The organism is Catellatospora sp. TT07R-123 (genome assembly GCF_018327705.1).
Classification (GTDB): domain Bacteria; phylum Actinomycetota; class Actinomycetes; order Mycobacteriales; family Micromonosporaceae; genus Catellatospora.
The window spans coordinates 1,493,990-1,514,686 of sequence record NZ_BNEM01000001.1 but is presented as its reverse complement, the minus strand read 5'-3'; the positions used below and the strand labels follow the sequence as shown (position 1 = coordinate 1,514,686).

23 protein-coding genes are annotated in these 20,697 nt (G+C 72.1%); 10 read left to right on the top strand and 13 right to left on the bottom strand.

What is annotated here, in order from left to right:
• Nucleotides 1-51: 51 nt before the first annotated feature.
• From Cs7R123_RS06335 to Cs7R123_RS06320, 4 genes are all read right to left on the bottom strand, one after another.
• Nucleotides 52-879, bottom strand: a complete 828-nt coding sequence (locus Cs7R123_RS06335; RefSeq protein ID WP_244871647.1) for a methyltransferase domain-containing protein — start codon at nucleotides 877-879, stop codon at nucleotides 52-54.
• A gap of 91 nt (nucleotides 880-970) precedes the next feature.
• Complete coding sequence (locus Cs7R123_RS06330; protein ID WP_212824176.1) at nucleotides 971-1,828, bottom strand: septum formation family protein; 858 nt, start codon at nucleotides 1,826-1,828, stop codon at nucleotides 971-973.
• Nucleotides 1,829-1,965: 137 nt separating this feature from the next.
• Nucleotides 1,966-2,151 carry a hypothetical protein gene (locus Cs7R123_RS06325; protein WP_212824173.1) on the bottom strand — a complete coding sequence of 62 codons (186 nt, stop codon included), beginning with the start codon at nucleotides 2,149-2,151 and terminating at the stop codon, nucleotides 1,966-1,968.
• Nucleotides 2,148-2,336 carry a hypothetical protein gene (locus Cs7R123_RS06320; RefSeq protein WP_212824171.1) on the bottom strand — a complete coding sequence of 63 codons (189 nt, stop codon included), beginning with the start codon at nucleotides 2,334-2,336 and terminating at the stop codon, nucleotides 2,148-2,150. The genes Cs7R123_RS06325 and Cs7R123_RS06320 overlap by 4 nt, the downstream gene beginning before the upstream one ends.
• Nucleotides 2,337-2,512: 176 nt before the next feature.
• Between Cs7R123_RS06320 and Cs7R123_RS06315 the strand changes: the two genes are divergently transcribed.
• The 3 genes from Cs7R123_RS06315 (at nucleotide 2,513) to Cs7R123_RS06305 (ending at nucleotide 5,002) form a co-directional block, all read left to right on the top strand.
• Nucleotides 2,513-3,742, top strand: coding sequence for a helix-turn-helix domain-containing protein (locus Cs7R123_RS06315; protein WP_212824169.1), 1,230 nt, complete (start codon nucleotides 2,513-2,515; stop codon nucleotides 3,740-3,742).
• A 20-nt stretch (nucleotides 3,743-3,762) separates the two neighbouring features.
• Entirely contained in the window at nucleotides 3,763-4,329 is a 567-nt protein-coding gene (locus Cs7R123_RS06310) for a GNAT family N-acetyltransferase (RefSeq protein ID WP_244871646.1), read from the top strand.
• A gap of 133 nt (nucleotides 4,330-4,462) precedes the next feature.
• On the top strand, nucleotides 4,463-5,002 hold the full coding sequence (locus Cs7R123_RS06305; protein WP_212824167.1) for a GNAT family N-acetyltransferase: 540 nt from the start codon (nucleotides 4,463-4,465) through the stop codon (nucleotides 5,000-5,002).
• A 230-nt stretch (nucleotides 5,003-5,232) separates the two neighbouring features.
• Here the strand turns inward: Cs7R123_RS06305 and Cs7R123_RS06300 are convergent, their stop codons facing one another.
• From Cs7R123_RS06300 to Cs7R123_RS06280, 5 genes are read right to left on the bottom strand one after another with little or no spacing between them, the layout of a single operon-like run.
• Entirely contained in the window at nucleotides 5,233-6,276 is a 1,044-nt protein-coding gene (locus tag Cs7R123_RS06300) for a VWA domain-containing protein (RefSeq protein ID WP_212824165.1), read from the bottom strand.
• Complete coding sequence (locus Cs7R123_RS06295; RefSeq protein WP_244871645.1) at nucleotides 6,276-7,277, bottom strand: VWA domain-containing protein; 1,002 nt, start codon at nucleotides 7,275-7,277, stop codon at nucleotides 6,276-6,278. The genes Cs7R123_RS06300 and Cs7R123_RS06295 overlap by 1 nt, the downstream gene beginning before the upstream one ends.
• Nucleotides 7,250-8,158, bottom strand: coding sequence for a DUF58 domain-containing protein (locus Cs7R123_RS06290; RefSeq protein WP_244871644.1), 909 nt, complete (start codon nucleotides 8,156-8,158; stop codon nucleotides 7,250-7,252). Before Cs7R123_RS06290 ends, Cs7R123_RS06295 begins: the two co-directional genes overlap by 28 nt.
• Before the next feature lie 2 nt (nucleotides 8,159-8,160).
• On the bottom strand, nucleotides 8,161-9,144 hold the full coding sequence (locus Cs7R123_RS06285) for a MoxR family ATPase (protein ID WP_244871643.1): 984 nt from the start codon (nucleotides 9,142-9,144) through the stop codon (nucleotides 8,161-8,163).
• Between the two features lie 38 nt (nucleotides 9,145-9,182).
• Nucleotides 9,183-10,031, bottom strand: coding sequence for a S1C family serine protease (locus Cs7R123_RS06280; RefSeq protein WP_212824161.1), 849 nt, complete (start codon nucleotides 10,029-10,031; stop codon nucleotides 9,183-9,185).
• Between the two features lie 89 nt (nucleotides 10,032-10,120).
• Between Cs7R123_RS06280 and Cs7R123_RS06275 the strand changes: the two genes are divergently transcribed.
• Complete coding sequence (locus tag Cs7R123_RS06275) at nucleotides 10,121-11,101, top strand: Gfo/Idh/MocA family protein (RefSeq protein WP_212824159.1); 981 nt, start codon at nucleotides 10,121-10,123, stop codon at nucleotides 11,099-11,101.
• Between the two features lie 19 nt (nucleotides 11,102-11,120).
• Here Cs7R123_RS06275 and Cs7R123_RS06270 read toward each other — a convergent pair whose 3' ends face one another.
• Together Cs7R123_RS06270 and Cs7R123_RS06265 are read right to left on the bottom strand one after the other, a co-directional pair.
• Nucleotides 11,121-12,038 (bottom strand): EamA family transporter, encoded by a 918-nt coding sequence (locus Cs7R123_RS06270; RefSeq protein WP_212824157.1) that lies wholly within the window; start codon nucleotides 12,036-12,038, stop codon nucleotides 11,121-11,123.
• Nucleotides 12,035-13,312: an MFS transporter gene (locus Cs7R123_RS06265; protein ID WP_212824156.1), complete on the bottom strand. Its 1,278-nt coding sequence runs from the start codon at nucleotides 13,310-13,312 to the stop codon at nucleotides 12,035-12,037. The genes Cs7R123_RS06270 and Cs7R123_RS06265 overlap by 4 nt, the downstream gene beginning before the upstream one ends.
• A gap of 96 nt (nucleotides 13,313-13,408) precedes the next feature.
• On the opposite strand from Cs7R123_RS06265, the gene Cs7R123_RS06260 reads away from it, so the two are divergent.
• The gene (locus tag Cs7R123_RS06260) at nucleotides 13,409-13,900 is read left to right on the top strand and encodes a MarR family winged helix-turn-helix transcriptional regulator (protein ID WP_212824155.1); all 492 of its coding nucleotides are present in this window, start codon (nucleotides 13,409-13,411) and stop codon (nucleotides 13,898-13,900) included.
• A gap of 60 nt (nucleotides 13,901-13,960) precedes the next feature.
• Nucleotides 13,961-14,488: an alpha/beta hydrolase gene (locus Cs7R123_RS06255; RefSeq protein WP_212824154.1), complete on the top strand. Its 528-nt coding sequence runs from the start codon at nucleotides 13,961-13,963 to the stop codon at nucleotides 14,486-14,488.
• A 131-nt stretch (nucleotides 14,489-14,619) separates the two neighbouring features.
• Here Cs7R123_RS06255 and Cs7R123_RS06250 read toward each other — a convergent pair whose 3' ends face one another.
• Nucleotides 14,620-15,291: a VOC family protein gene (locus Cs7R123_RS06250; protein WP_212824153.1), complete on the bottom strand. Its 672-nt coding sequence runs from the start codon at nucleotides 15,289-15,291 to the stop codon at nucleotides 14,620-14,622.
• Nucleotides 15,292-15,392: 101 nt separating this feature from the next.
• On the opposite strand from Cs7R123_RS06250, the gene Cs7R123_RS06245 reads away from it, so the two are divergent.
• Nucleotides 15,393-16,355 carry a YafY family protein gene (locus Cs7R123_RS06245; RefSeq protein ID WP_212824152.1) on the top strand — a complete coding sequence of 321 codons (963 nt, stop codon included), beginning with the start codon at nucleotides 15,393-15,395 and terminating at the stop codon, nucleotides 16,353-16,355.
• Nucleotides 16,356-16,365: 10 nt separating this feature from the next.
• On the opposite strand, the gene Cs7R123_RS06240 is transcribed toward Cs7R123_RS06245, so the two are convergent.
• Nucleotides 16,366-17,367: a LacI family DNA-binding transcriptional regulator gene (locus tag Cs7R123_RS06240; protein WP_212824151.1), complete on the bottom strand. Its 1,002-nt coding sequence runs from the start codon at nucleotides 17,365-17,367 to the stop codon at nucleotides 16,366-16,368.
• Between the two features lie 183 nt (nucleotides 17,368-17,550).
• Here Cs7R123_RS06240 and Cs7R123_RS06235 point away from each other — a divergent pair, with 183 nt between their 5' ends.
• Genes Cs7R123_RS06235 through Cs7R123_RS06225 form a run of 3 tightly spaced genes read left to right on the top strand, consistent with a single transcriptional unit; the run spans nucleotide 17,551 to nucleotide 20,675 of the window.
• A complete protein-coding gene (locus Cs7R123_RS06235) occupies nucleotides 17,551-18,468 on the top strand; it encodes a carbohydrate ABC transporter permease (RefSeq protein WP_212824150.1) in 918 nt (305 codons plus the stop codon).
• Nucleotides 18,465-19,361, top strand: coding sequence for a carbohydrate ABC transporter permease (locus tag Cs7R123_RS06230; RefSeq protein WP_212824149.1), 897 nt, complete (start codon nucleotides 18,465-18,467; stop codon nucleotides 19,359-19,361). Before Cs7R123_RS06235 ends, Cs7R123_RS06230 begins: the two co-directional genes overlap by 4 nt.
• A gap of 24 nt (nucleotides 19,362-19,385) precedes the next feature.
• Nucleotides 19,386-20,675 carry a sugar ABC transporter substrate-binding protein gene (locus Cs7R123_RS06225; RefSeq protein ID WP_212824148.1) on the top strand — a complete coding sequence of 430 codons (1,290 nt, stop codon included), beginning with the start codon at nucleotides 19,386-19,388 and terminating at the stop codon, nucleotides 20,673-20,675.
• Nucleotides 20,676-20,697 lie beyond the last annotated feature (22 nt).

Below are 20,697 nucleotides of genomic sequence, written 5' to 3'. Positions count from 1 at the left end.
AGAAATTCGAGCCCGCGGACCCGGGGGCCAGCGCAACCTCAGACCGGCTGGTCAGCCCGGACGGCGTCCCCACGCCGAGATCAGCGGTGCGAGGGTGAGGTCGAGTTCGCCCGCGTCGACGGCGGCCAGGTGCGCGTCGATCTCGGCGTCGTCGGCCAGCCCTGCGGCGAGCAACTCGGCGCGGACCATGCGCACCGTCGCCGCCTCCAGCCGGTCGCAGGCCACCCCGCCGAACGGGAAGCAGCCGGCTGCCGCGACGTCGACCAGGCCCGCCGCCCGCAACACCCGGGGCAGCGTACGGCCGAAGCGCAGGTCGGCGCCGCGGCGGGTCATCAACTCGCGGACGGCGCGCCGCATCCGGTTGGCGCGCTGCTGCGCCGGGCCGACCTCGTCGAGGCAGGCCAGCGGCTGCAACTCGGTGTCGGCGTCCTCGATCAGCAGCCAGCCGCCGGGCCGCAGCGCCGCCACCATCGTCGCCAGCGCCCTGGCACGGTCGGGCAGGTGAACGAGCACGAGCCGGGCGTGCACCAGGTCGAACGTGCCCGGCTGCGGCGGCGGGTCCGCCACGACGTCGTGCCGGAGCACCTCGTAGCCGCCGTGCGGGTCCAGCCAGGACGGATTGATGTCCGTGGCCAGCACATAGCCGGTCGGTCCCACCGCCCCGGCGAGCGCCGTGGGAACGCTGGGGCCACCGGCGCCGACCTCCCAGCAGCGCGAGCCTGCCGTCACGCCGAGCCGGTCGACGTGCCCGCGCGTGACACCGTCGAACAGCTCGGCCAGCCAGGTGAACCGCTCGCCCGCCTGCACCCGGGCGTTGTCGAGCAGGTAGCGGTGATCCGGAGAGGAATCGGGGCCGAACCCGGCCTGCGTTGAACTCATGCCCACATCCTCACGATCCACGCCGTGCGGTGCCAGCCCGACACGGACCTGTCCACGTCCTGGCCCCGTAGCGCTCCGGCTCGGTGACCTGCTACCAGGGCACGCCCTTGCCGTGGGTGCCCTTGGCCGACTTCGTCATGGTCTTCGGGTACACGTAGACGTAGCAGCGCACGTCGCGAAGCTCCGGCCAGGCCTTCTTGTCGCGCATCGGCGAGCTGTAGAGGTTCCGCACCTGGTTCTGCGACACCCCGACGAACTTGGCGACCACCGCGCGGCAGCCTTCGTGGATGACGTTCCAGGTGCGGTCGTTCGACGGAAACTGGGTGCCGGCCGGGAACACCATCGCCCCGGCGTACTCGGCGTTGTGGGGTTTGGCGCAGTCGACCGCGACCACACCGAAGATCTGGTCGCCCGTCTGCTTGGTCGTCTGGCAGCCGCGCCGCAGCGACCTGGGGATGCCTCCCGACATGTCCTCGGTCGACGTGGTCGCGATGTAGAACTCGTCCTGCGCCAGCAGGACGCACTCCCACCAGCGGGAACCGTCGCCGTCGCGGGCGGTCAGGCCGTGCACGACCCGGATCTCCAACCGGCCATTGCGCCAGTCCTCATGGAGAAAGCCTGTGGCCATCGCATCGCAGTCGCGGTAGGCCTTGGTCTCCGCGGCGTCGGTCGCGCCGTCGGGCCCGAGGTCGCCGACTCCGGCGATCTGGACCTCGTGCCGCTCGGTGCAGGCGACCACCGTGTCGTCGAGCCGGTTCTTGGCGGCGGCGGTGTAATCGCCGGAGACGTGCAGGCAGGTGCCGACCTTCGGCTGGTACGGCTCGGGCGCCGCGACCGCGGCCCAGTTGTTGCCCAGGTCGCCGTCGAGGCTGGGCGGCAGGGCGGGCGTACAGCCCGCGGCCAGCAGCATGGTGGCGAACGTGATCGTTGCTAGGCGGCGACGCGCCATGGTTGTCCTCCCCGTGAAACAGACGTCGAGACTGTACGGGACAGGCCAGGGCACGAAGATCGGGCAGCCGCGCCCACGCACGCCGCTGAGGAAGGCCCCGGCGCTTCACGTCAGGGGCCTTCCGATTACGCGGGTGGTCATTGCGGAGGATGGTTCTCCCGGATTCGCGCGATCACCTCGCGGTAGCCACCGGTCGGCTGCAACAGCCAGGCAGGTACTTCGGCTGGCGTGACGTACGCCTGGGCCTGGTCGTCGCGGATGCGCTGGGGGAGTGTGTATTCCTCGGTCGGAATATCGGCCCAGGACGGCCTGTCGCCGGTCATCCGGTGGCCTCGATGACACGTTCAGCCCAGAGGTAGACGGTGCACGGCCACCACGTGGTGACGCTGAGGGTGCCTTCGGGTGCGAAGAAGCAGCCGCAGCAGATCCCCTCGAAGTCAACGTGAGCCGCCATCACCGCGACGGCCGAATCGATGGCCGGTTCCAGCTCAACCGCGCCAGTGAGCATCGTTGATCCCTCCCCAGTGTCCGCGTACGGTCGTTAGTGGCTACGAGGCGGAAGGTCTTGGACGGCTCCCCCGCCCCGCGCCTGAAACCAGCGTCCGCGTTCCGTGACAGGCCAGGTAGGCGTTGCCTGTGGCTGCGGAGGCCAGGCAACGCGCGAGATCGAGGGGAGCGAGGGCCTTGGACGAGACCTTCGGCCAGGTTTTGGCCCGCATGCGGGCGGCGTCCGGCCTATCTGTGCGGAGCCTCGGCGCCGCGGCAAAGGTGGACCCGGGTTTCATCAGCAAGATCAGCAACCACAATGCGACCGTCTCGCAGAGTGTTGCCCAGGCGCTCGACGTGGCGCTCAGGGCGGGCGGCGAGTTGATGTTGGCGTGGCAAGCTGAGGACGCGCGACGGCGGATGGCAGAGGTAACGTCGGATGCCATGAGGCGTCGCACTTTGATGGCCGGAACCACCGGCCTTATCCTCGGCGGACTGCTGCCGGGACGAGCGGAGGCCGGCCACCGCCTGGGCCTCGCCGACGTCACTCAGATCCAGCGCCACATCGATCGGCTCATCGCGATGGACTATCAGTTCGGCGGCGAGGGCCTGTGGCAGGCGGCCGTCGGCTACGCCCGCGAGGCCTACTGGTGGCTGGACAACGGCATCTTCACCGATGAGGTGGAGGCGGCCCTGCTCAGGGTTACCAGCCGCGTCCAGATGTGTGCCGGGTGGCTCTCCTTCGATTCCGGTCAGCACGACGTGTCGCGAAACAGCTTCAACGAGGCGCTGGGGCTTGCTCAGCAGGCGGATGACGCGGAAGCGGAGACGCACGCACTGGCCAACCTCGCGTACCTGTCCAACTACCTTGGGAGCCCGAAGCAGGCTCGACGGTGGGCCGACGCCGCAGGGCGCGCCGCCGCACCAACGGGCGAGCACGCCAGATTGCCGGTTCTTCCGCTGCTGCGCGTGGCGATGTCATCCGCGCTCACTGCCGACAAATCTGCCTTCGAGAAAGCCATGACCAGCGCGCGAAGGCACCTCAACCGGGACGTGGATCAGCCCGTGGCCGAGTGGCGGGCCTTCGTCACCTGGCATGAGCTGGACGGCGTCGAAGGAACCTGTGCGATGGAGCTGGGTGAGACCGAGCGGGCCATTCGGCTGCTGCACCAGGCCATCGAAGCCCACCCTGACGGGTTCGCGCGCAACCGGGCGACCTACAAGGTGCGTCTGGCACGAGCGAATCTGGATGCCGAGAACGTGGAGGAAGCGGTGTCAGCTGCGGACTCCGCGCTCGATGACGTCTCCAGCAATGTGACGAGCTGGCGTCTGGGCGCCGAACTGGGCACGGTCGCACAGCGGATGGCGGCCTACCACGACATGCCGGCCGTCGAACGATTCCTCACCAGGTACAAGGCCCTGGTTTAGCCACCACAAGGAGCAAGGCTTTGAGCCAGTACCCGGACCTGCGCATCACCACCCACGATGCCGCCGGTCTCGCCGCAAACATGGACGCCGTCCTCGCCACCTTCGCCGAGGTCTACGTCCATGAGGTCGCCACCGACCCCTTCTACTCCCTGCCCCGCTACCAGGAGCGGCTGAACGCGTACGCCTCACGCGCCGGGTTCAGCCTCGTCATGGGCCACCTCGACGACGAGCTGGTGGGCTACGCCCTCGGCTTCCGGCTCCCGTCTGGTTCCGGCTGGTGGAGCGGGTTACAGGACGACGTCGACCCCGAGCTGGTGACCGAGGACGGCACACGCACCGTCGCCATCTGCGAAATCATGGTCAGGGAGCCGTTCCGGCGACGCGGCTACGCCCGCCTGCTTCACGACGCCTTCCTGCGCGACCGCACAGAGGCGCGCGCCACGCTCCTGGTCGACCCAGACAACACGCCTGCCAAGACCGCGTATCTGTCGTGGGGATGGCAGCGCCTCGGTGGCGTCCGCCCGTTCGCCGACTCGCCGACATACGACGGGATGTTGCTTGCCCTTCAGGAGGCGGCGCGGAGCTGACCCGGCCGAGGAGCCACCCGCTCGCTGCGTCACGCAGGCGGGTGGTGTCCGAGGCACGAACTGCGCTTGCCCGCGTGGCTAGCGCCCTGCGGCTGCGCTGATCGTCTGACCGGCGACTGGATAGAGTCAGCCTGTGTACCCAGTCCTGATTCAGGGCGAGCGGATCGGCCTGCGTGAGTTCAAGGAACGCGACCTCGATGCCTCCATGGCCGTCGTCGGTGATCCGGATGTGACCGTTGCGCTCAGCTTCGACACCCGCACCCGCGAACAGCAGGCCGAACGCCTTACCGCCGACATCGCACGCGCAAAGACCGATCCACGACCGGACTACTACCTCGCCATCGCGGACAGGCAGACCGACGAACTGATCGGCTTCATCCGCATCGGGATCGGTGGCCACCGCAGCGGGGAGCTGGGCTATGCGATTCGGAAGGATCGCTGGCGTCAGGGCTACACCGCAGAGGCCGCTCAGCTGATGCTCAAGTTCGGCTTCGGCGCACTCGGCTTGCACAGAATCCAGGCGGCATGCGGGCCTGCCAACGTCGCGTCACAGGCATTGTTAGATCGCTTGGGCTTCGAGTACGAGGGCCGCATGCGAGACCATGTCTTCACGAATGGCACCTGGCGAGACTCGCTGCTCTACTCGCGTATTGGAGATGCTGAGTCCGCCTAGACCGATTGGTCGACTGCGCCGACCGCTCGCGGTGGGCTTCCCCATCGGTGGCGTCCGACCGATCGCCGACTCGTACGACCGGATGTTGCTCGCACTTCATGAGGCAGCCCGGAGCTGAACCGGCCGAAGGTGCCACCCGCCTGCTGCGGTGTTCGCGGCGGGTGGCTTCCCTTCATCGTGGTTCCGGACACCCTGCTGTCATCCGCGTGGTCAGCAGCCTGCCTCGTGCCTCAGGTCCGGTTCCAGCGTAGGGACAGGCCGACGGCGGCGAAGGCCAGCAGCGCGCCGAACAGCACGAACCACACGGTCAGCTCGACGTCGCGGCGCTGGGTGATGATCGTGTCCGGCAGATCCCCGAGCACCTTGCCGAGCTGCTCGGCGTCCTCGGCCCGGTAGTACTCGCCGCCGGTGGCGTCGGCGACGGCCGTCAGCGTCTCCTCGTCGATGAGCTGGGCCCGCCGCCCGCCGCCACCCCCGAACCGCCCGTCCGGCGGCCGGATGATGGTGCCCTGGTCGATCTGGTCGACGCTGCACACGATCGGCGCCGGGTCGGTGGTGCCGAAGCCGATGGTGTAGATCCGCAGCCGCCGGGCCTTGGCCTGCTCGGCGGCGGTCTGCGGGGTGACGCCCTGGGTGTTGGCGCCGTCGGTGAGCACCACGATGGTGTCCGGGGCGTACTGTCCGGCGACGTCACCGGGGTCGGGCAGGTCCACCCCGGTGGGCAGCACCTCGGGATTGATCTCGGCGATGGCGTCGATGGAGGTCAGGATCGCCTGCCCGATGGCGGTGCCGCGCGAGGTGCGCAGGCTGTCGATCGCGTCGAGCAGCACCTGCTTGTCGGCGGTCGGCTCGACCAGCAGGCCGGAGATGCCGGAGAAGGCGACCAGCCCGATCCGGGTGCCGTCGTCCTGGGCGAGGACGAACTCGCGGGCGGCCGCGCGGGCCGCGGTGATCCGGTTGGGCGGCACGTCGGTGGAGCACATCGACTGCGACACGTCGATGGCCAGCACGATCGACGTGGAACTGGTCGGCACCAGCATCGAGGCGTGCGGGCGGGCCACGCCGACGCCGAGGGCGGCCAGCGCCGTCAGGAACAGCAGCACCGGGATGCGGCGCCGCCACGCCGACGGGCCGGGCACGGCCGCGCGGATGAGGGCGAGGCTGGACACGCGTACGGCCAGCTTCTTGCGCCGTCGCCGCAGCAGCCACCGGGCGAGCAGCAGCAGCGGCACGGCCAGCAGCGCGGCCAGGGCCCAGGGCCAGGTGAGGGCCATCAGACGATCCTTCCGTGCCAGCGGATCATCAGCAGTGCCCCGGCCAGGAGCAGCAGCAGCGCCGCCCCGGCGAGCAGGGCGGTGAGTTCCACCTGTTCGGGATGGGTGGACACGCGCAGGTCGATCGCGTCGGACAGGTCGTGCAGCGCCTGCGCGTCGGCGGCCGGGTGGTACGAGCCGCCGGTGATCGCGGCGACGCCCGCCAGGGTCTGCTCGTCCAGGGCGGTGGCGACCTGGTAGCCGTCGACCTCGATGGTGGTGCCCTCGGCGGTGCCGATGCCGACCGTCTCGATGTGCACCCCGGCATCGGCGGCCAGCTGCGCGGCGGACGCGACGTCGGTGCCGGGCCCGGGGGTGTCCTGGCCGTCGGAGAACAGCACGATCGTGGCCGAGCCCCAGTAGCCGAGGTCGGGTGCGGCCGTGTCGGGCGGCGGCAGCGCCACCGGGCGGCCGACGATCGCGCCGAGCGCGGTCAGGATCGCCTGGGTCAGCGAGGTGCCGCCGCTGGTGGTGAGCCGGGAGATGGCGTACACGGCGGCGTCGTGGCGGTCGCTGGGCGGCAGCGTGATGAGGCCGCCCTGGCCGAAGATGACCACGCCGACGTCGACGGTGTCGGGCTGGGCCTGCACGAAGTCGGTGGCGGCAGCCTGGGCGGCGGCCAGCCGCGACGGGGTGACGTCGGTGGCGGCCATGCTGTTGGACACGTCGAGGACGAGCACGACCGTGCTGGACAGGTGCGGGATCGGCAGCTCGGCGCTGGGCCGGGCCAGCGCGGTCAGCAGCAGCGGCAGCGCGGCCAGGAACAGGGCGTACGGCAGGTGGCGGCGCAGCCCCGCGCGGCGGCCGGGGGCGGCCAGGCCGTAGCCGCCGGTGCGGCGGGCGGCGGCGCGGCGGCGCTGGACGTGGACGTAGGCGACCATGGCTGCCGCGGTGAGCAGCGCGGCGGCTACGGCCAGCAGCGGGTACATGATGGTCATCGGCGCCTGCGCTTCGTTCGCCATACCATGTCGATCAAGGCTGTGACCAGGTCCTCGTCGGTGGTGACCCGGTGGGCGGCGGCCGTGCCGCGCCGCAGCGCCGCGTCCAGACCGGACTCGCGGGCCTGGGCCTGCTCGGCGAAGCGCTGCCGCAGCAGCGGGTCGCCGGTGTCCAGCATCAGCTGCTCGCCGGTCTCGGCGTCCTCGACCAGCACCAGCCCGAGGTCGGGCAGTTCCAGCTCGGCCGGGTCGACGATGCGCACCGCGACGACCTCGTGCCGGTGCGCCAGCATCGCCAGGGCCCGCTCCCAGCCCGGGTCGCCGATGAAGTCCGACAGCACCAGCACCAGGCTGCGGCGCCGGGCGGTGGTGGCGGCCAGGCGCAGCATCGCGGCCAGGTCGGTGGTGGCGCCGGGCGGCGGCGCGGCGCGGCCGATCTCGTGAGCCAGCCGCAGCGCCTGAGTACGGCCCGTGCGCGGCGGGATGATCCGCTGGGAGGCGTTGTCGAACAGCACCGCCCCGACCGGGTTGCCCTGCCCGGTGAACAGCCGCGCCAGGCAGACCGCCAGGTCCCGCAGCACGGTGTCCTTGCCGTGCTCGGCGGCGCCGACGCGCATCGACGCCGACCGGTCCAGCACCAGCCACGCGGTGAGGTCCCGGTCCTCGGTGTAGCGGCGCACGTACGGCTCGTCCAGCCGCGCGGTGACGTTCCAGTCGATGTGCCGTACGTCGTCTTCCGGGGTGTATTCGCGCAGGTCGGCGACGTCGATGCCGACGCCGCGCCACAGGGTGCGGTGGGCGCCCTGCACCCGCCCGTCGAGGCGGCGCAGCACCTGCCACTCCAGGCGCCGCAGCAGCCGGTCGGAGGCGCCGGGCGGCCCGGCGCCGATGGTTGCCCCGCCCACGGTCAGCGGCCCTGGAGTGCGAGCACCGGCTGCGGCAGCGCGGCCAGGATCCGGTCGAGCAGCCAGTCGGCGCTCACCTCGTCGGCCAGCGCCTCGTAGGACAGGATCAGCCGGTGGCGCAGCACGTCCGGGGCCAGGTCGAGCAGGTCCTGCGCCAGGGCGTAGTCGCGGCCCCGGATGAACGCCAGCGCGCGGGCGGCCAGCACCAGGTTGATCGAGGCGCGCGGGCTGGCCCCGAACGTGACGTAGCGGGCCAGGTCGCCGAGGCCGACCAGGGCCGGTTCCCGGGTGGCGTTGGTGAGCCGGACGGCGTATTCGATCAGCGACGGGTCGATGTAGACGCGGTCGGCCTGCTGCTGGAGTGCGATGAGCTGCTCGGGGCCGGTGATGGCCTGGATCGCGGCGGTGGCGCCCAGGGCCCGCTCGACGATGACGAACTCCTCGGTCGGGTTCGGGTACCCGACGATGATCTTCATCATGAACCGGTCGACCTGTGCCTCGGGCAGCGGATACGTCCCGTCGGACTCGATCGGGTTCTGGGTGGCCAGCACCAGGAACGGCTCGGGCACCCGGTGCGTCTCGCGCCCGATGGTGACCTGGTGCTCCTGCATCACCTCCAGCAGCGCGCTCTGCACCTTCGCCGGGGCCCGGTTGATCTCGTCGGCCAGCAGCAGGTTGGTGAAGACCGGCCCGAGCGACACCTGGAAATCGCCGCTGTGCTGGTGGTAGATCCGGGTGCCGACGATGTCGGCCGGGACCAGGTCGGGGGTGAACTGCACCCGCTGGAACTGCCCGCCGACCGCCTCGGCCAGCGACTTGACCGCCAGCGTCTTGGCCAGGCCGGGCACGCCCTCGACCAGGATGTGCCCGCGCGCCAGCAGCGCGACCAGCAGCCGCTCCAGCAGCAGGTCCTGCCCGACGATGACCTTCTTGACCTCGTAGAGCACCTGCTCGACGGTGGTCGGGCCGGGGGCGGCAGCGTTCATGTGTGGTTCCGTCCTCATCGGGGGTTCGGGGGTGCGTGCTAGAGCAGGGGCGGGCGGCTGCCGCCGGCCACGGCGACGCCGATCGGCACGGCGAAGCCGACGCCGATGAAGGTGCCCGCGTCGGTCGGGTTGGCCAGCGCCACCACGATGCCGATGGTCTGGCCGCGCGCGTTGACCAGCGGGCCGCCGGAGCTGCCCGGGTTCACCGCGGCGTCGAACTGGATCAGGCCGGCGAGCTTGCCGCTGTCCTCGGTGGTGATGGTGCGGTCCAGTCCGGACACGACACCGGTCGTGGTCGAGCCGGTCAGGCCGAGCTGGTCGCCGATGGCCACGACGGTGTCCCCGATCGCCGCACCGCTGCCGAGCACCGCCGGGACCAGCAGGGACGGCAGCTCGGCGGGCAGCAGGGTGGCGATGTCGCGGCCGGGGTCGGTGCTCGTGATCGCGGCCTTGCTGCGCGTCCCGTCGGCGAACACCACCTCGATCGCGGTAGCGCCGCGTACGACGTGCAGCGCGGTCAGGATCGTGCCGTCGGCGTTGGCGACCACGCCCGTGCCGCTGGCCGACTCCGCCTTGCCCGCCTTGTCCTTGCCCTGGACGTACACGGAGACGACAGACGGCACCATCGCGGCGTGGATCTCGGCGATGGTCGGCGGTCGTTCGGCCGACTTCGACGGCGACGGCCGGGCCGCCGGTTCGCCCGATGTGGACGCACCCCAGCGGAACGCCGTGATCGCGGTCAGCACCAGCGCGGCGGCGGTGACGGCGGCGAGCAGGGCGCGGGAATGCCGCCGATACCAGGGGATCGGCGCGGGCTCGACCGCCACCGGGCTCTCCGGCGCGGGGGAGCGGGGCGGGGCGGGCTCGACGGGGGGCCGGCTCAGCATCACCCGAGCCTATGGGTGTTTGCTCGAAACACGGTAGGAGTCGCAGACCCCCTTGGTGCTTCCCGCGGCGGGCCTGCCACGCTGTCGCCATGGATCAGCTGCGTATCGGTGTCCTCGGCGCCGCCCGGATCAACCGCAACGGCATCGTGAACCCGGCGCGGGCGGTCCCCGAGGTGACGGTCGCGGCGGTGGCGGCCCGCGATCCCGGCAGGGCCCGCGAGTTCGCCGCCAAGCACGGTGTGCCCGTGGTGCACCGGGACTACGAGGCGCTGCTGGCCGATCCCGAGCTGGACGCGGTGTACATCCCGCTGCCCAACGGGCTGCACGAGCAGTGGACGCTGCGGGCGCTGGCGGCGGGCAAGCACGTGCTGTGCGAGAAGCCGCTGACCAGCAACGCCGAGCAGGCCCGGCGGGTGCAGGCGGCCGCCGACGGGTCCGGGCTGGTGGTGATGGAGGCGTTCCACTACCGGTATCACCCGCTGATCCGGCGGGTCGAGCAGCTGCTGGCCGAGGGCGCGATCGGGCCGGTGCGGCACGTGCGCTCGGCGATGTGCTTCCCGCTGCCGCGCTTCGGCGACATCCGGTACAACCTGGCCCTGGCCGGGGGCGCGACGATGGACGCGGGCTGTTACGCGATCCACGTGCTGCGGCTGCTGGGCGGGGGCGAGCCGCAGGTGGTGTCGGCGGCGGCGAAGCTGCGCTCGCCCGGGGTGGACCGGGCGATGACGGCGCAGTTCCGGTTCGAGGGCGGGGCGACCGGGCAGATGACGGCCAGCATGTGGTCGTCGAAGCTGCTCGACTTCGCCGCCTTCGTCGAGGGCGAGCGCGGTTCGATCCGCATCCCGATGTATCTGATGCCGTCGGTGTGGCCCCGGTTCACGCTGGTGCGCGACGGGCGGCGCACGGTGGAGAAGGTGCCGGGCGAGGCGACGTACACCCACCAGCTGCGGGCCTTCGCCGACGCGGTCCTGCGCGGCGCCCCGGTGCTCACCCCGCCCGCCGACTCGGTCGCCAACATGACCGTCATCGACGCCGTCTACCGGGCTGCGGGCCTCGACCTCCGGCCCTGACCCGCCGCACCCCTCAAGATCAGCTGACTTGCCGGGCAACTGGGCGAATCCGGGGCTGTTCAGTGCCCGATTGCCCGGCAACTTGGCTGGTCTTCGGCGCGGCGGTGAGGGCGCCGGCGGCGGTGGCGGTCAGGGCCAGGGCCATTCCCGCGAGCTGTACGGCGGTCAGTGACTGGTCCAGCACCAGCCAGCCGACGGTGACGGCGGTGACCGGGCTGAGCAGGGCGAGGAACGCCGCCGAGGCGGCCGGGATCCGGTCCAGCCCGCGCCACCACAGCCAGTAGGCCACCGCGGTGTTCACGGTCGCGAGGTAGCCGTACCCGGCGAGGTTGGTGGTGGTCAGGTGCGGCGGCAGTCCTTCGACGGCCAGCGCGAGCGGGGTGATGAGCAGGCCGCCGACGGTGAGCTGCCATGCGGTGAGGGTCAACGGGCCGACGCCGTCGGGCCTGCCCCAGCGCTTGCCCAGCACCGTCCCGGCGCCCATGGCGGCGGCCCCGGCCAGCCCGGCGACCAGGCCCAGGGCGTCGAACCCGGCCGACTGCGGCCGCAGCACCACCAGCGCCACCCCGGCCACGCCGAGCAGCCCGGCGGCCACGGCGCGGGGGCGGGCCGACTGGCCGAGCAGTGCGGCGGACAGTCCGATGACGATCAGCGGCTGCACCGAGCCGAGCACCGCGGCCACCCCGCCCGGCAGGCGGTATGCGGCCAGGAACAGCAGCGGGAAGAACGCGCCGATGTTGAGGGTGCCGAGCACGGCGGCCCGCCACCACCAGGAGCCGTGCGGCAGGGTGCGTACGGCGGCGAGCAGCAGCAGCCCGGCGGGCAGGGCCCGCAGCGCCCCGGTCAGCAGCGGCCGGTCGGGCGGCAGCAGCTCGGTGGTGACGATGTAGGTGGTGCCCCAGGTCAGCGGCGCGAGGGCGGTCAGCAGGAATCTCATCGTGCCGCTCCGGCCAGGGTGCGGACCGTCACGGCCACCGGTGCGGGCGCTGGGACGGGCGCCGGGACGGGTTGTGGGTCGGTGTACACGGCAGCCTGCGGCAGGGTGCGCTCCAGCCGGACCAGGACGGCCGCGCCCAGCGCGGTGCTCGCGGCCAGGACCAGCCACGGCAGCCGCCCGTCGGCGGCCAGCAGCGCGGTGAACAGCGACGGCGCGATCGTCGACGACAGCGCCCAGGACAGCTGGTAGGTGGCCAGGTAGCGGCCCCGGGCGGCCTCGGGAGCGGCGCCGACCGACAGCGCGCCCGCGCTGGGGCTGTGCACCAGCTCGCCGGCGGTGTAGAGGACGAGCATCGCGACCAGGCCGACCGGCAGCGCCGGACGGGGGAGCAGCTCCAGCAGGGCGTACCCGAGGAAGGCGGCGCTGAACAGCAGCGCTCCCGCGGCGGCGACCCGGGTGCGGCGGGCGTACCGGCGGGTGAGCCGCCCGACCGGCACCCCGGCGAACGCGCACAGCGCGGTGTTCACGGCGAACAGCGGCCCGGCGATGGTGGCGGGCAGGTCGAGGCGGCTGACGGCGTACGCGGGCAGCAGCAGCGTCAGCGCCGCGTAGCCGAGTGCGATGAGGAAGTTCGCGCCGGTCAGTGCCGCGTACGGCCGGTCGCCGAACACGGTGCGGTAGGTGGCCCGCGCCCGGACCGCCGGGGTGGCCGCCCGCGCGCTGCGGACCCGGGCCGACAGGAGCGCCGCGACCAGGAAGCTGGCGGCGTTGAGCCAGGCCGCGAGGACGAAGCCGCGGTCCCCGGCGAACGCGACCACCCCGGCGGCCAGCAGCGCTCCCGCGCCCAGCCCGCCGTTGCGGACGCTGCGGGTCAGCGCCATCAACCGGTCGCGGTGCGCGCCCTGCGCGATCTCGCCGACGAGCGCCTGCTGCACTGCGGGGAAGGCGCGGTCCCCGGCGGCGGTGAGGGTGGCGATCGCGGCGAACGCCGGCAGGCTGGTGCCCAGCGGGAACGCGGCGAAGCCCAGCGCTCGGAGCAGGTATACGGCCTGGCGGCTGCGGTGCGCGCCGAACCGGTCGACAGCCAGCCCGGCCAGCGGCAGCCCGGCCATGCCGACCAGGCCGGCTCCGGTCAGCACGGCGCCGATGGCGGTCAGCGGCAGGCCGGTCACCCGCTGGAAGAAGATCAGGCTGAACGGGACGTACATCCCCGAGCCGACCGCGTCCACCAGCATGCCCGCGATCAGCGCCCGCTCTCCCGGCACCCGTCTCACGACGTCCTCCCCAATAGGTTGTCTGCAAGTAACTTAGCACTAAGCTAGTTAGCGTCAAGATACTTACTTGACTGTGAGGCATGGCATACTGGCCGCATGCACGCAGACGGTGTGGACGCGATCGGCGACCAGTGGCGCGCCGAGCGCCCCGACCTCGGCGAGCTGCTGCCGATGGAGCTGTTCGGCCGCGTCTACCGCATCGCGGCGGCGATGGGGGAGCGGGTCGAGCGGGTCTACCAGCCCTTCGGCATCAGCCGGGCCGAGTTCGACGTGCTGGCCACGCTGCGGCGCTCGGGCGAGCCGTTCACCCTGTCGCCCAAGCAGCTGTCGGACACGCTCATGCTCACCACCGGCGGCATGACCGGCCGGCTGGACCGGCTGGAGCGGGCGGGGCTGGTGGAGCGGCAGCCCCACCCCGACGACCGCCGCTCGCTGCGGGTGCGGCTCACGCCGTCGGGGAAGGACACCGTCGACCGCGCCGTCGCGGCCGGGCTGGAGCTCCAGCGGGAGATCCTGGCCAAGCTGCCGCCCGCCGACGCCCGCCGCCTGGCCGAGCTGCTGCGCGACCTGCTCGCCGCCGTACGCTGAGGGCGCATGTGATCAACAGGACGTGGACCGCCCCGGTCCGCGCTGCCTAGGCTGGCATCCGTGACGAGCGTGCTGATCCTGCCCGGTTTCGAGAACTCCGGCCCCGCGCACTGGCAGAGTGCCTGGGAGCGCGAGCACGGGTTCGTCCGGGTCGAGCAGGACGACTGGTTCACGCCGCTGGTGGCGGACTGGGTGCGTACCCTCGGCGCGGCGATCGCGGCCGCGACCGGCCCGGTCGTGCTGGCCGCGCACAGCCTCGGCTGCGTCACCGTCGCGCACTGGGCCGCCTCCGGCGCCGACACGGCCAAGGTGGCCGGTGCGCTGCTGGTCGCCCCGGCCGACATCGACACCGCCGACGTCCCGCCGCTGTACAACTTCCGGCCGATCCCGCTGGCCCGGCTGCCGTTCCCGAGCATCGTGGTGGCGGGCGACGACGACCCGTGGGCGGCGCTGCCGCGCAGCGAGCAGTTCGCGGCCGCGTGGGGCTCGCGACTGGTCGTGGTCCCCGGCGGCGGCCACCTCAACGCCGACTCGAACCTCGGCTCCTGGCCCGAAGGCCTCGCCCTGCTCCACGCCTTGCACCCCTGACCCACCCACCCCAGCCCCTCCGCCCCGCCCGGCGTGAGCGCGGTGCGCGGCCGTCAAGATCGCGCAAGTTGCCGGGCAATCGGGGGTATCGGGCCCCGGATTACGCCCGATTGCCCGGCAACTTGGCTGATCTAGGACGGGCAGCCGGCGGTGGCGAGGCAGGCCTCGTTGCCTTCGGGGTCGGCGAGTACCCAGTGGGAGGGGGCGTGTTCGGCGGTGAGCAGGTGGCCGCCTGCCGCCAGCGCCGCCGCGAGGCGCGATTCGGCCTGGTCGTACGGCACCCACACGTCCACGTGCACCCGGTTGCGCTGCGGCCGGGGCGTGTCCATCTGCTGGAAGTAGAACGGCGCGCCGCGGCGGCGCGGGTCGATCAGGTCCTCAGGACTGCCCGCCCGGTCGGCGTACCCGAGCAGTGCCCGCCAGAACGGCACCACCTGCGGCCCCACCAGCGCGTCGATCGTCACCTGCACCGTCTGCGGCGCGGTCGGATCGGCGACGGCGCCCAGCTCGCGGGCCAGTTCGGCGATCAGGCGGGCGGCGGCCAGGTCCGCGTCGGTCAGACCGTAGTAGTCGTCGGTGACGGTGATGAGCCGGACCGTCAGCTCGCCGCCGCGCAGGTCCAGGTCGGGGACGAGTCCGCCGAGGTCGAGCGCGCCGATGGCGGTGGCCAGGCGCAGCGCCTCGGCGAGCGAGCCGGTGCGGTAGCAGGCGCAGGCGCCTTCGCCGGTGACCCGCCAGTCGCCGGTGCCGTCGGCCTCGTGGAACTGCCGGGGCCGGATCGGTGCGCCGGTGACCTGGACCATGTCGTCTTCCCTTCCGTCGAGGCACCGGATCCGGTGCCTTCGCGGAGAACTATCGCCCGGATACCCGACATCTTTTGTCGTATACGTGCGAACATCGGCGGATGCGTGCGGCCCGGATGATGACCCTGCTCCTGCACCTGCAAGTCCGCGGTCAGGCCAGCGGCGGGGACCTGGCCCGGCTGCTGGAGGTCAGCGAGCGCACCGTGCAGCGCGACGTCGAGGCGCTGCTGGCCAACGGCATCCCGGTGCGCGCCGTACGGGGACCTGCGGGCGGGTACCGGCTCGACGGCGGCTACCGCACCCGGCTGACCGGGGTCGGCCTGGACGAGGCCGGGGCGCTGGCTTTCCTCGGGCTCGCGGGCCCGGCGCGGGAACTGGGGCTCGGCGAGATGCTGGAGGGCGCCCGGATCAAGGTCTGGGCCAGCCTCACCGGCGCCGCCCGGGAGCGGGCCGCCCGCAGCGTGGAGCGGTTCCACCTCGACCCGTACCGCTGGTACGGCACGCCCGAGCCGGTGCCCTGCCTGACCGAACTGGCCGAGGCGGTGTGGCGCGACCGGCGGGTGCGGATCAGCTACGTGCGCGCGGGCGAGGCCGCCGACCGGGAGGTCGATCCGCTGGGGCTGGTGCTCGCCGCGGGCGACTGGTACCTGGTGGCGCTGCGGGACGGGCGGCGGCGGACGTACCGGGTGTCGCGGGTGGCGACGGTGGAGCCGCTGGACGGGCCGGTGGTCCGCCCGGACGGGTTCGACCTGGCCGAGGTCTGGGCGCAGGCGCGCCGTGAACTGGAGCGGGAGGTCACGGCGGTCGAGGTGACGGTCCGCGTCGAGCCTCGGGCGCTGCCGCGGCTGCGGCGGGCCGTGCCGGTGCACGGGCAGCCGCTGGTGCCGCTGACGGCCCCGGCGGAGCTCGACCTGACCGTCCCGTTCGAGAACGAGCACTGGGCGTGCGCCGCCCTGGTCGGGCTGGGCGCCGCCGTCGAGGTGCTGGCGCCGCCGGAGATCCGCCGCCGGGTCGCGGCGGAACTGCGCGCGGCTGCGGACCGCTACCGGGACGCGCCGGGCTGACCGGCCGAGGTCAGGCGGCGGTGGTCTGGCGGCCCAGGGTGGAGGCGCGTACCCGCAGCTCGCAGGGGACGCGGATCAGTTCGTGCCGCTGCGGCTCGCCGTTGACGGCGTCGAGCAGCCGCTGCCCGGCGACCCGCCCCATCTCCAGCAGCGGCAGGGCCACGGTGGTGAGCGGCGGCCGCTGGTGCACGGCCAGCGACCGGTCGTCGAAGCCGACGACGGCGACGTCCTCGGGGATGCGCAGGCCGCGCTCGTGGATCGCGGCGAGCGCGCCGATGGCGAGGTCGTCGCTGGCGCCGAAGATCGCGTCGGGGGGCTCGGGGGCGTCCAGCAGCGCGTTGGCCAGGGCGTACCCGTCCTCCGGTGACCAGGAGGCGGCGTGGCGGACGAAGGCCGGCTCCAACGGGACTCCGGCGGCGGCGAGGGTGGTGGTCAGGCCGTCGAGCCGGTCGGCGGTGGCCTCCCAGGAGGCGGGTCCGTTGATGAAGCCGATGCGGCGGCGGCCGAGGTCGACGAGGTGCTGGGCGGCCAGCGCGGCCCCGCCCCGGTCGTCGGGCAGCACGCTGGGCACGGGTTCGGCGGTGCCGTACTCGTAGAGGAAGACGTACGGCGTCGCGGGCAGCGGCAGCGCCGGGCCGGAGCGGGGGCGGACCCGGTTGCCGGACATGATGATGAGCCCGTCGACCTGGCGGTCGAGCAGGCGGCGCAGGTGCTTGCGCTCCTTCTCGGGGTCGCCGTAGCTGTTGGCGAGCAGGACCGAGACGTCGTACGCCGAGGCGGCGTCCTCCACGCCGCGCATGAGCGCGTTGGTGAAGATCCCCTCCAGGTCGTCGGTGAGGATCGCGATGGTGTCGGTGTGGCGCGAGCGCAGGCCGCGCGCGACGGCGTTGGGGCGGTAGCCGAGCCGCCCGATGGTGTCCAGGACCCGCTGGCGGACCTCGGCGCCGACGTCGGGCCGCTCGTTGAGCACCTTGGAGACGGTGGCGGTGGAGACGCCCGCTACGGACGCCACGTCGCGGATCGTCACGCGGGCGGATGAGCTGTGCGCTGCGGCCACCGGGCTCCCTAATCGGTTTCGTAAACAGGACAGGCCGGGACTGTAGCAGAAACTCCAGCCCATGCTCTTGACATCGGATGGACGCACTGCTGTAACGTTCGGCCAACGAAATCGATTAAGTAAACCGGAAGGCGAACGATGGCGCTGAGTGTATCGGCCGGAACCCGGCCGCGGCGGCGCGGACCGCAGGCCCGCCGCCAGCGGCTCGGGCTGCTGTTCGTGCTGCCGGCCGTCCTGCTCGTGCTCGGCATCTTCGTGGTGCCGGTGATCGTCACCGCGGTGATGTCGTTCTACGACTGGTCGCTGCTGGGCGACCGCACGTTCGTCGGCCTGGACAACTACACCCGCCTGGCCGGGGACACCCAGTTCTGGCAGAGCCTCGGCTTCACCACGCTCTACACGGTGATCGTCACGGCGGCGCTGCTGCTGGTCGGGTTCGCGCTGGCGCTGGCGGTGCGTCACCGCAGACGCGGCGTCGGCCTGCTGCGTACGGCGTTCGTGATGCCGGTGGTGATCGGCTTCGCCACCGCGAGCTACCTGACGCTGTGGCTGCTCGACGACCGCATCGGCATCGTGCCCGACCTGTTGCGCCGGGTGGGGCTGGTGGACGGCAACGTCTCGGTGTTCAGCGACTTCTCCAGCGCGCTGGCGGTGGTCGTGGTGCTGGTGGTCTGGAAGACCGTCGGCCTGACCATGCTGCTGCTGATGTCCGGGATGCAGGCCATCTCGAAGGACTTCTACGAGGCGGCCCAGGTCGACGGCGCCCGCCCGGCCCGGATGTTCCGCTCCATCACGCTGCCGCTGCTGCGGCCGACGATCGGGCTGGTCCTGATCCTGACCGTGATCGGCAGCTACCTGGCGTTCGACCAGTTCTTCATCCTGACCCAGGGCGGGCCCGACAACAGCACCATCCCGGTGGTCTACCTGATCTACCGGGCGGGCTTCATCGACTTCAACCTGGGCTACTCGGCCGCGATGTCGATCGGGCTCATGGTCATCCTGCTCATCCTCACGAGCATCCAGCTGCTGATCGTGCGTACCCGGGAGGACCAGTGACCACGCCGACCGCCGTGCTGACCACGCCGCGCGAGCAGGCGCGCCCGCGCCGCCGCCGGGGCCGTCCGGAATGGCTGCCCGCGACCGCCTTCTACACCGTCTGCGGGCTGCTGGCAGTGCTGTTCGTGGCGCCGCTGGCCTGGCTGGTGGTGTCGTCGTTCAAGACCGGCGCGGAGTTCGCGCAGACCCCGCCGACGCTGCTGCCGACCCGGCCCAGCCTGGAGAACTACCAGCGGCTGCTGGACGCGGGCCTGTGGCGCAACGTGGTCAACAGCCTGCTGGTCACCGCGGGCACCGTGGTCGCGGCGACCGCGCTGGCGGTGCTGGCCGGCTACGGCTTCGCCCGGTTCCGGTTCCGCTTCCAGGGCCTGCTGTTCCTGATCGTCCTGTCCACGCTCATGATCCCGTTCCAGTCGATCGTCCCGTCCCTGTACGTGATCCTCGACGACCTGAACCTCACCAACTCGCTGTTCGGGCTGGTGCTGGTGTACACCGTGTTCGCCCTGCCGTTCGGCATCTTCACGATGCGTGCCGCCTTCGCGGCGGTCCCGGCGGCGGTCGAGGAGGCGGCGATCGTCGACGGTGCCGGAGCCCTGGCCACGCTGTGGCGGGTGCTGGTGCCGATCGTCGCGCCGGGGGTGGCCACGGTCGCCCTCTACTCCTTCTTCACCGCGTGGAACGAGTTCCTCGCGGCGCTCATCTTCACCACCCGGCAGGAGCAGTACACCCTCCCGGTCGTACTGGCCAACCTGCAGACCGGCGCCGGCGGCACCCTGAACTGGGGCGTGCTGGAGACCGGCGCGGTCTTCGCCGCGGTGCCCTGCATCGCGATCTTCCTCATCCTGCAGCGCTACTACGTCGCCGGGCTCACCGGCGGCGCCGTCAAGGGATAGCACTTCCACAGAGGAGCAATAGAGATGTACGCAACGCCCCGGCACCGCCGGCTGGCGGTGATGGCGGCCGCCCTCGTCGCGGCCAGCCTGACCGCCTGCGGTAACACCAGCACCCCCGAGGCCTCCGCCCCGGCCCAGCTCACCGGCTCCGGCCCCGCCACCCTGTGGGTCCGCGCCGCCGACGAGCCGATGGACAAGGCCCTGGTGGCCGCGTGGAACGACGCCAACCCCACCCGCAAGATCACGATGCTGACCGTGCCGGACGCGCAGTACGTGCAGAAGTACGTGCAGGCCGTGCGCAGCGGCGACGCCCCCGACCTGGCCGCAGTCGACATCGCCAACGTGAAGTCGCTGACCACCCAGCACCTGCTCACCGACATCACCGCGCAGGTGGACGCGCTGCCGTACAAGGCCGCGCTCGCCCCGGCCGGGGTCGACATCAGCAGCGTCGACGGCCACGTCTACGCGCTGCCGCACCAGCTCGACGTGTCGCTGCTGTACTACAACAAGACCCTGTTCACGAAAGCAGGTCTCGATCCGGCCAGGCCGCCGGCGACGCTGGACGAGCTGGTCGCCGCCGCGCGGAAGATCACCGCGCTGGGCGACGGCACCTACGGCTTCTCCTTCGCGGGCAACTGCGCGGGCTGCAACGCCTACACCCTGCTGCCCTACATCTGGGCCAGCGGCGGCGACATCATGAACGCCGACGGCACCAAGGCCACGCTCGACGACCCGGCCGTGGCCGCCGCGCTCAACGCGCACAAGACCATGTGGGACGAGAAGCTGATGCCCGCGGCGGTCAAGGACGACAACGGCGCGACCTGGCTGTCCGGCTTCCAGTCCGGCAAGATCGGCATGATCGCGCTCGGCAGCTTCGCCGTCAGCATCTACAAGGCGCAGGCGGGCCTCGACTTCGGCGTCACGCCGATCCCCGGCACCAAGGGCACCTCGTCCTTCCTCGGCGGCGACGTCATCGGCATCTCCAAGGGCGCCAAGAACGCCCAGACCGCCTGGGACTTCATCGCCTGGAGCATGTCCGAGGACGTGCAGAAGACCGTCGTGGCCAAGACCGGCCAGCTCACGGTGCGCACCGACACCGCCGACAACCCCGCCACGCAGGCCGAGCCGCGGCTGCTGACCGCCAACCAGCTCATCGCGCAGGCGAAGGTGCCGGTCACCGCGAAGTACAACTCGCTGTTCATCGACCCGACCGGCCCGTACCTGCAGTTCATCCGGGACTGGGTGTTCGTCGGCGACCCCGCGAAGGCCGTCGCCGACGGCCAGAGCGGCTTCGCCAGCCGACTCGGGTCCTGACCCGCAGCACCCGCCCGTACGC

Coding starts and splice junctions, on each gene's coding strand:
- Cs7R123_RS06325 (WP_212824173.1), bottom strand. CDS start 2,151: ATGACCGGCGACAGGCCGTCCTGGGCCGATATTCCGACCGAGGAATAC.
- Cs7R123_RS06320 (WP_212824171.1), bottom strand. CDS start 2,336: ATGCTCACTGGCGCGGTTGAGCTGGAACCGGCCATCGATTCGGCCGTC.
- Cs7R123_RS06280 (WP_212824161.1), bottom strand. CDS start 10,031: ATGCTGAGCCGGCCCCCCGTCGAGCCCGCCCCGCCCCGCTCCCCCGCG.
- Cs7R123_RS06225 (WP_212824148.1), top strand. CDS start 19,386: ATGTACGCAACGCCCCGGCACCGCCGGCTGGCGGTGATGGCGGCCGCC.
- Cs7R123_RS06260 (WP_212824155.1), top strand. CDS start 13,409: ATGCACGCAGACGGTGTGGACGCGATCGGCGACCAGTGGCGCGCCGAG.
- Cs7R123_RS06330 (WP_212824176.1), bottom strand. CDS start 1,828: ATGGCGCGTCGCCGCCTAGCAACGATCACGTTCGCCACCATGCTGCTG.
- Cs7R123_RS06275 (WP_212824159.1), top strand. CDS start 10,121: ATGGATCAGCTGCGTATCGGTGTCCTCGGCGCCGCCCGGATCAACCGC.
- Cs7R123_RS06335 (WP_244871647.1), bottom strand. CDS start 879: ATGAGTTCAACGCAGGCCGGGTTCGGCCCCGATTCCTCTCCGGATCAC.
- Cs7R123_RS06300 (WP_212824165.1), bottom strand. CDS start 6,276: ATGGCCCTCACCTGGCCCTGGGCCCTGGCCGCGCTGCTGGCCGTGCCG.
- Cs7R123_RS06250 (WP_212824153.1), bottom strand. CDS start 15,291: ATGGTCCAGGTCACCGGCGCACCGATCCGGCCCCGGCAGTTCCACGAG.
- Cs7R123_RS06295 (WP_244871645.1), bottom strand. CDS start 7,277: ATGGCGAACGAAGCGCAGGCGCCGATGACCATCATGTACCCGCTGCTG.
- Cs7R123_RS06245 (WP_212824152.1), top strand. CDS start 15,393: ATGCGTGCGGCCCGGATGATGACCCTGCTCCTGCACCTGCAAGTCCGC.
- Cs7R123_RS06285 (WP_244871643.1), bottom strand. CDS start 9,144: ATGAACGCTGCCGCCCCCGGCCCGACCACCGTCGAGCAGGTGCTCTAC.
- Cs7R123_RS06235 (WP_212824150.1), top strand. CDS start 17,551: ATGGCGCTGAGTGTATCGGCCGGAACCCGGCCGCGGCGGCGCGGACCG.
- Cs7R123_RS06270 (WP_212824157.1), bottom strand. CDS start 12,038: ATGAGATTCCTGCTGACCGCCCTCGCGCCGCTGACCTGGGGCACCACC.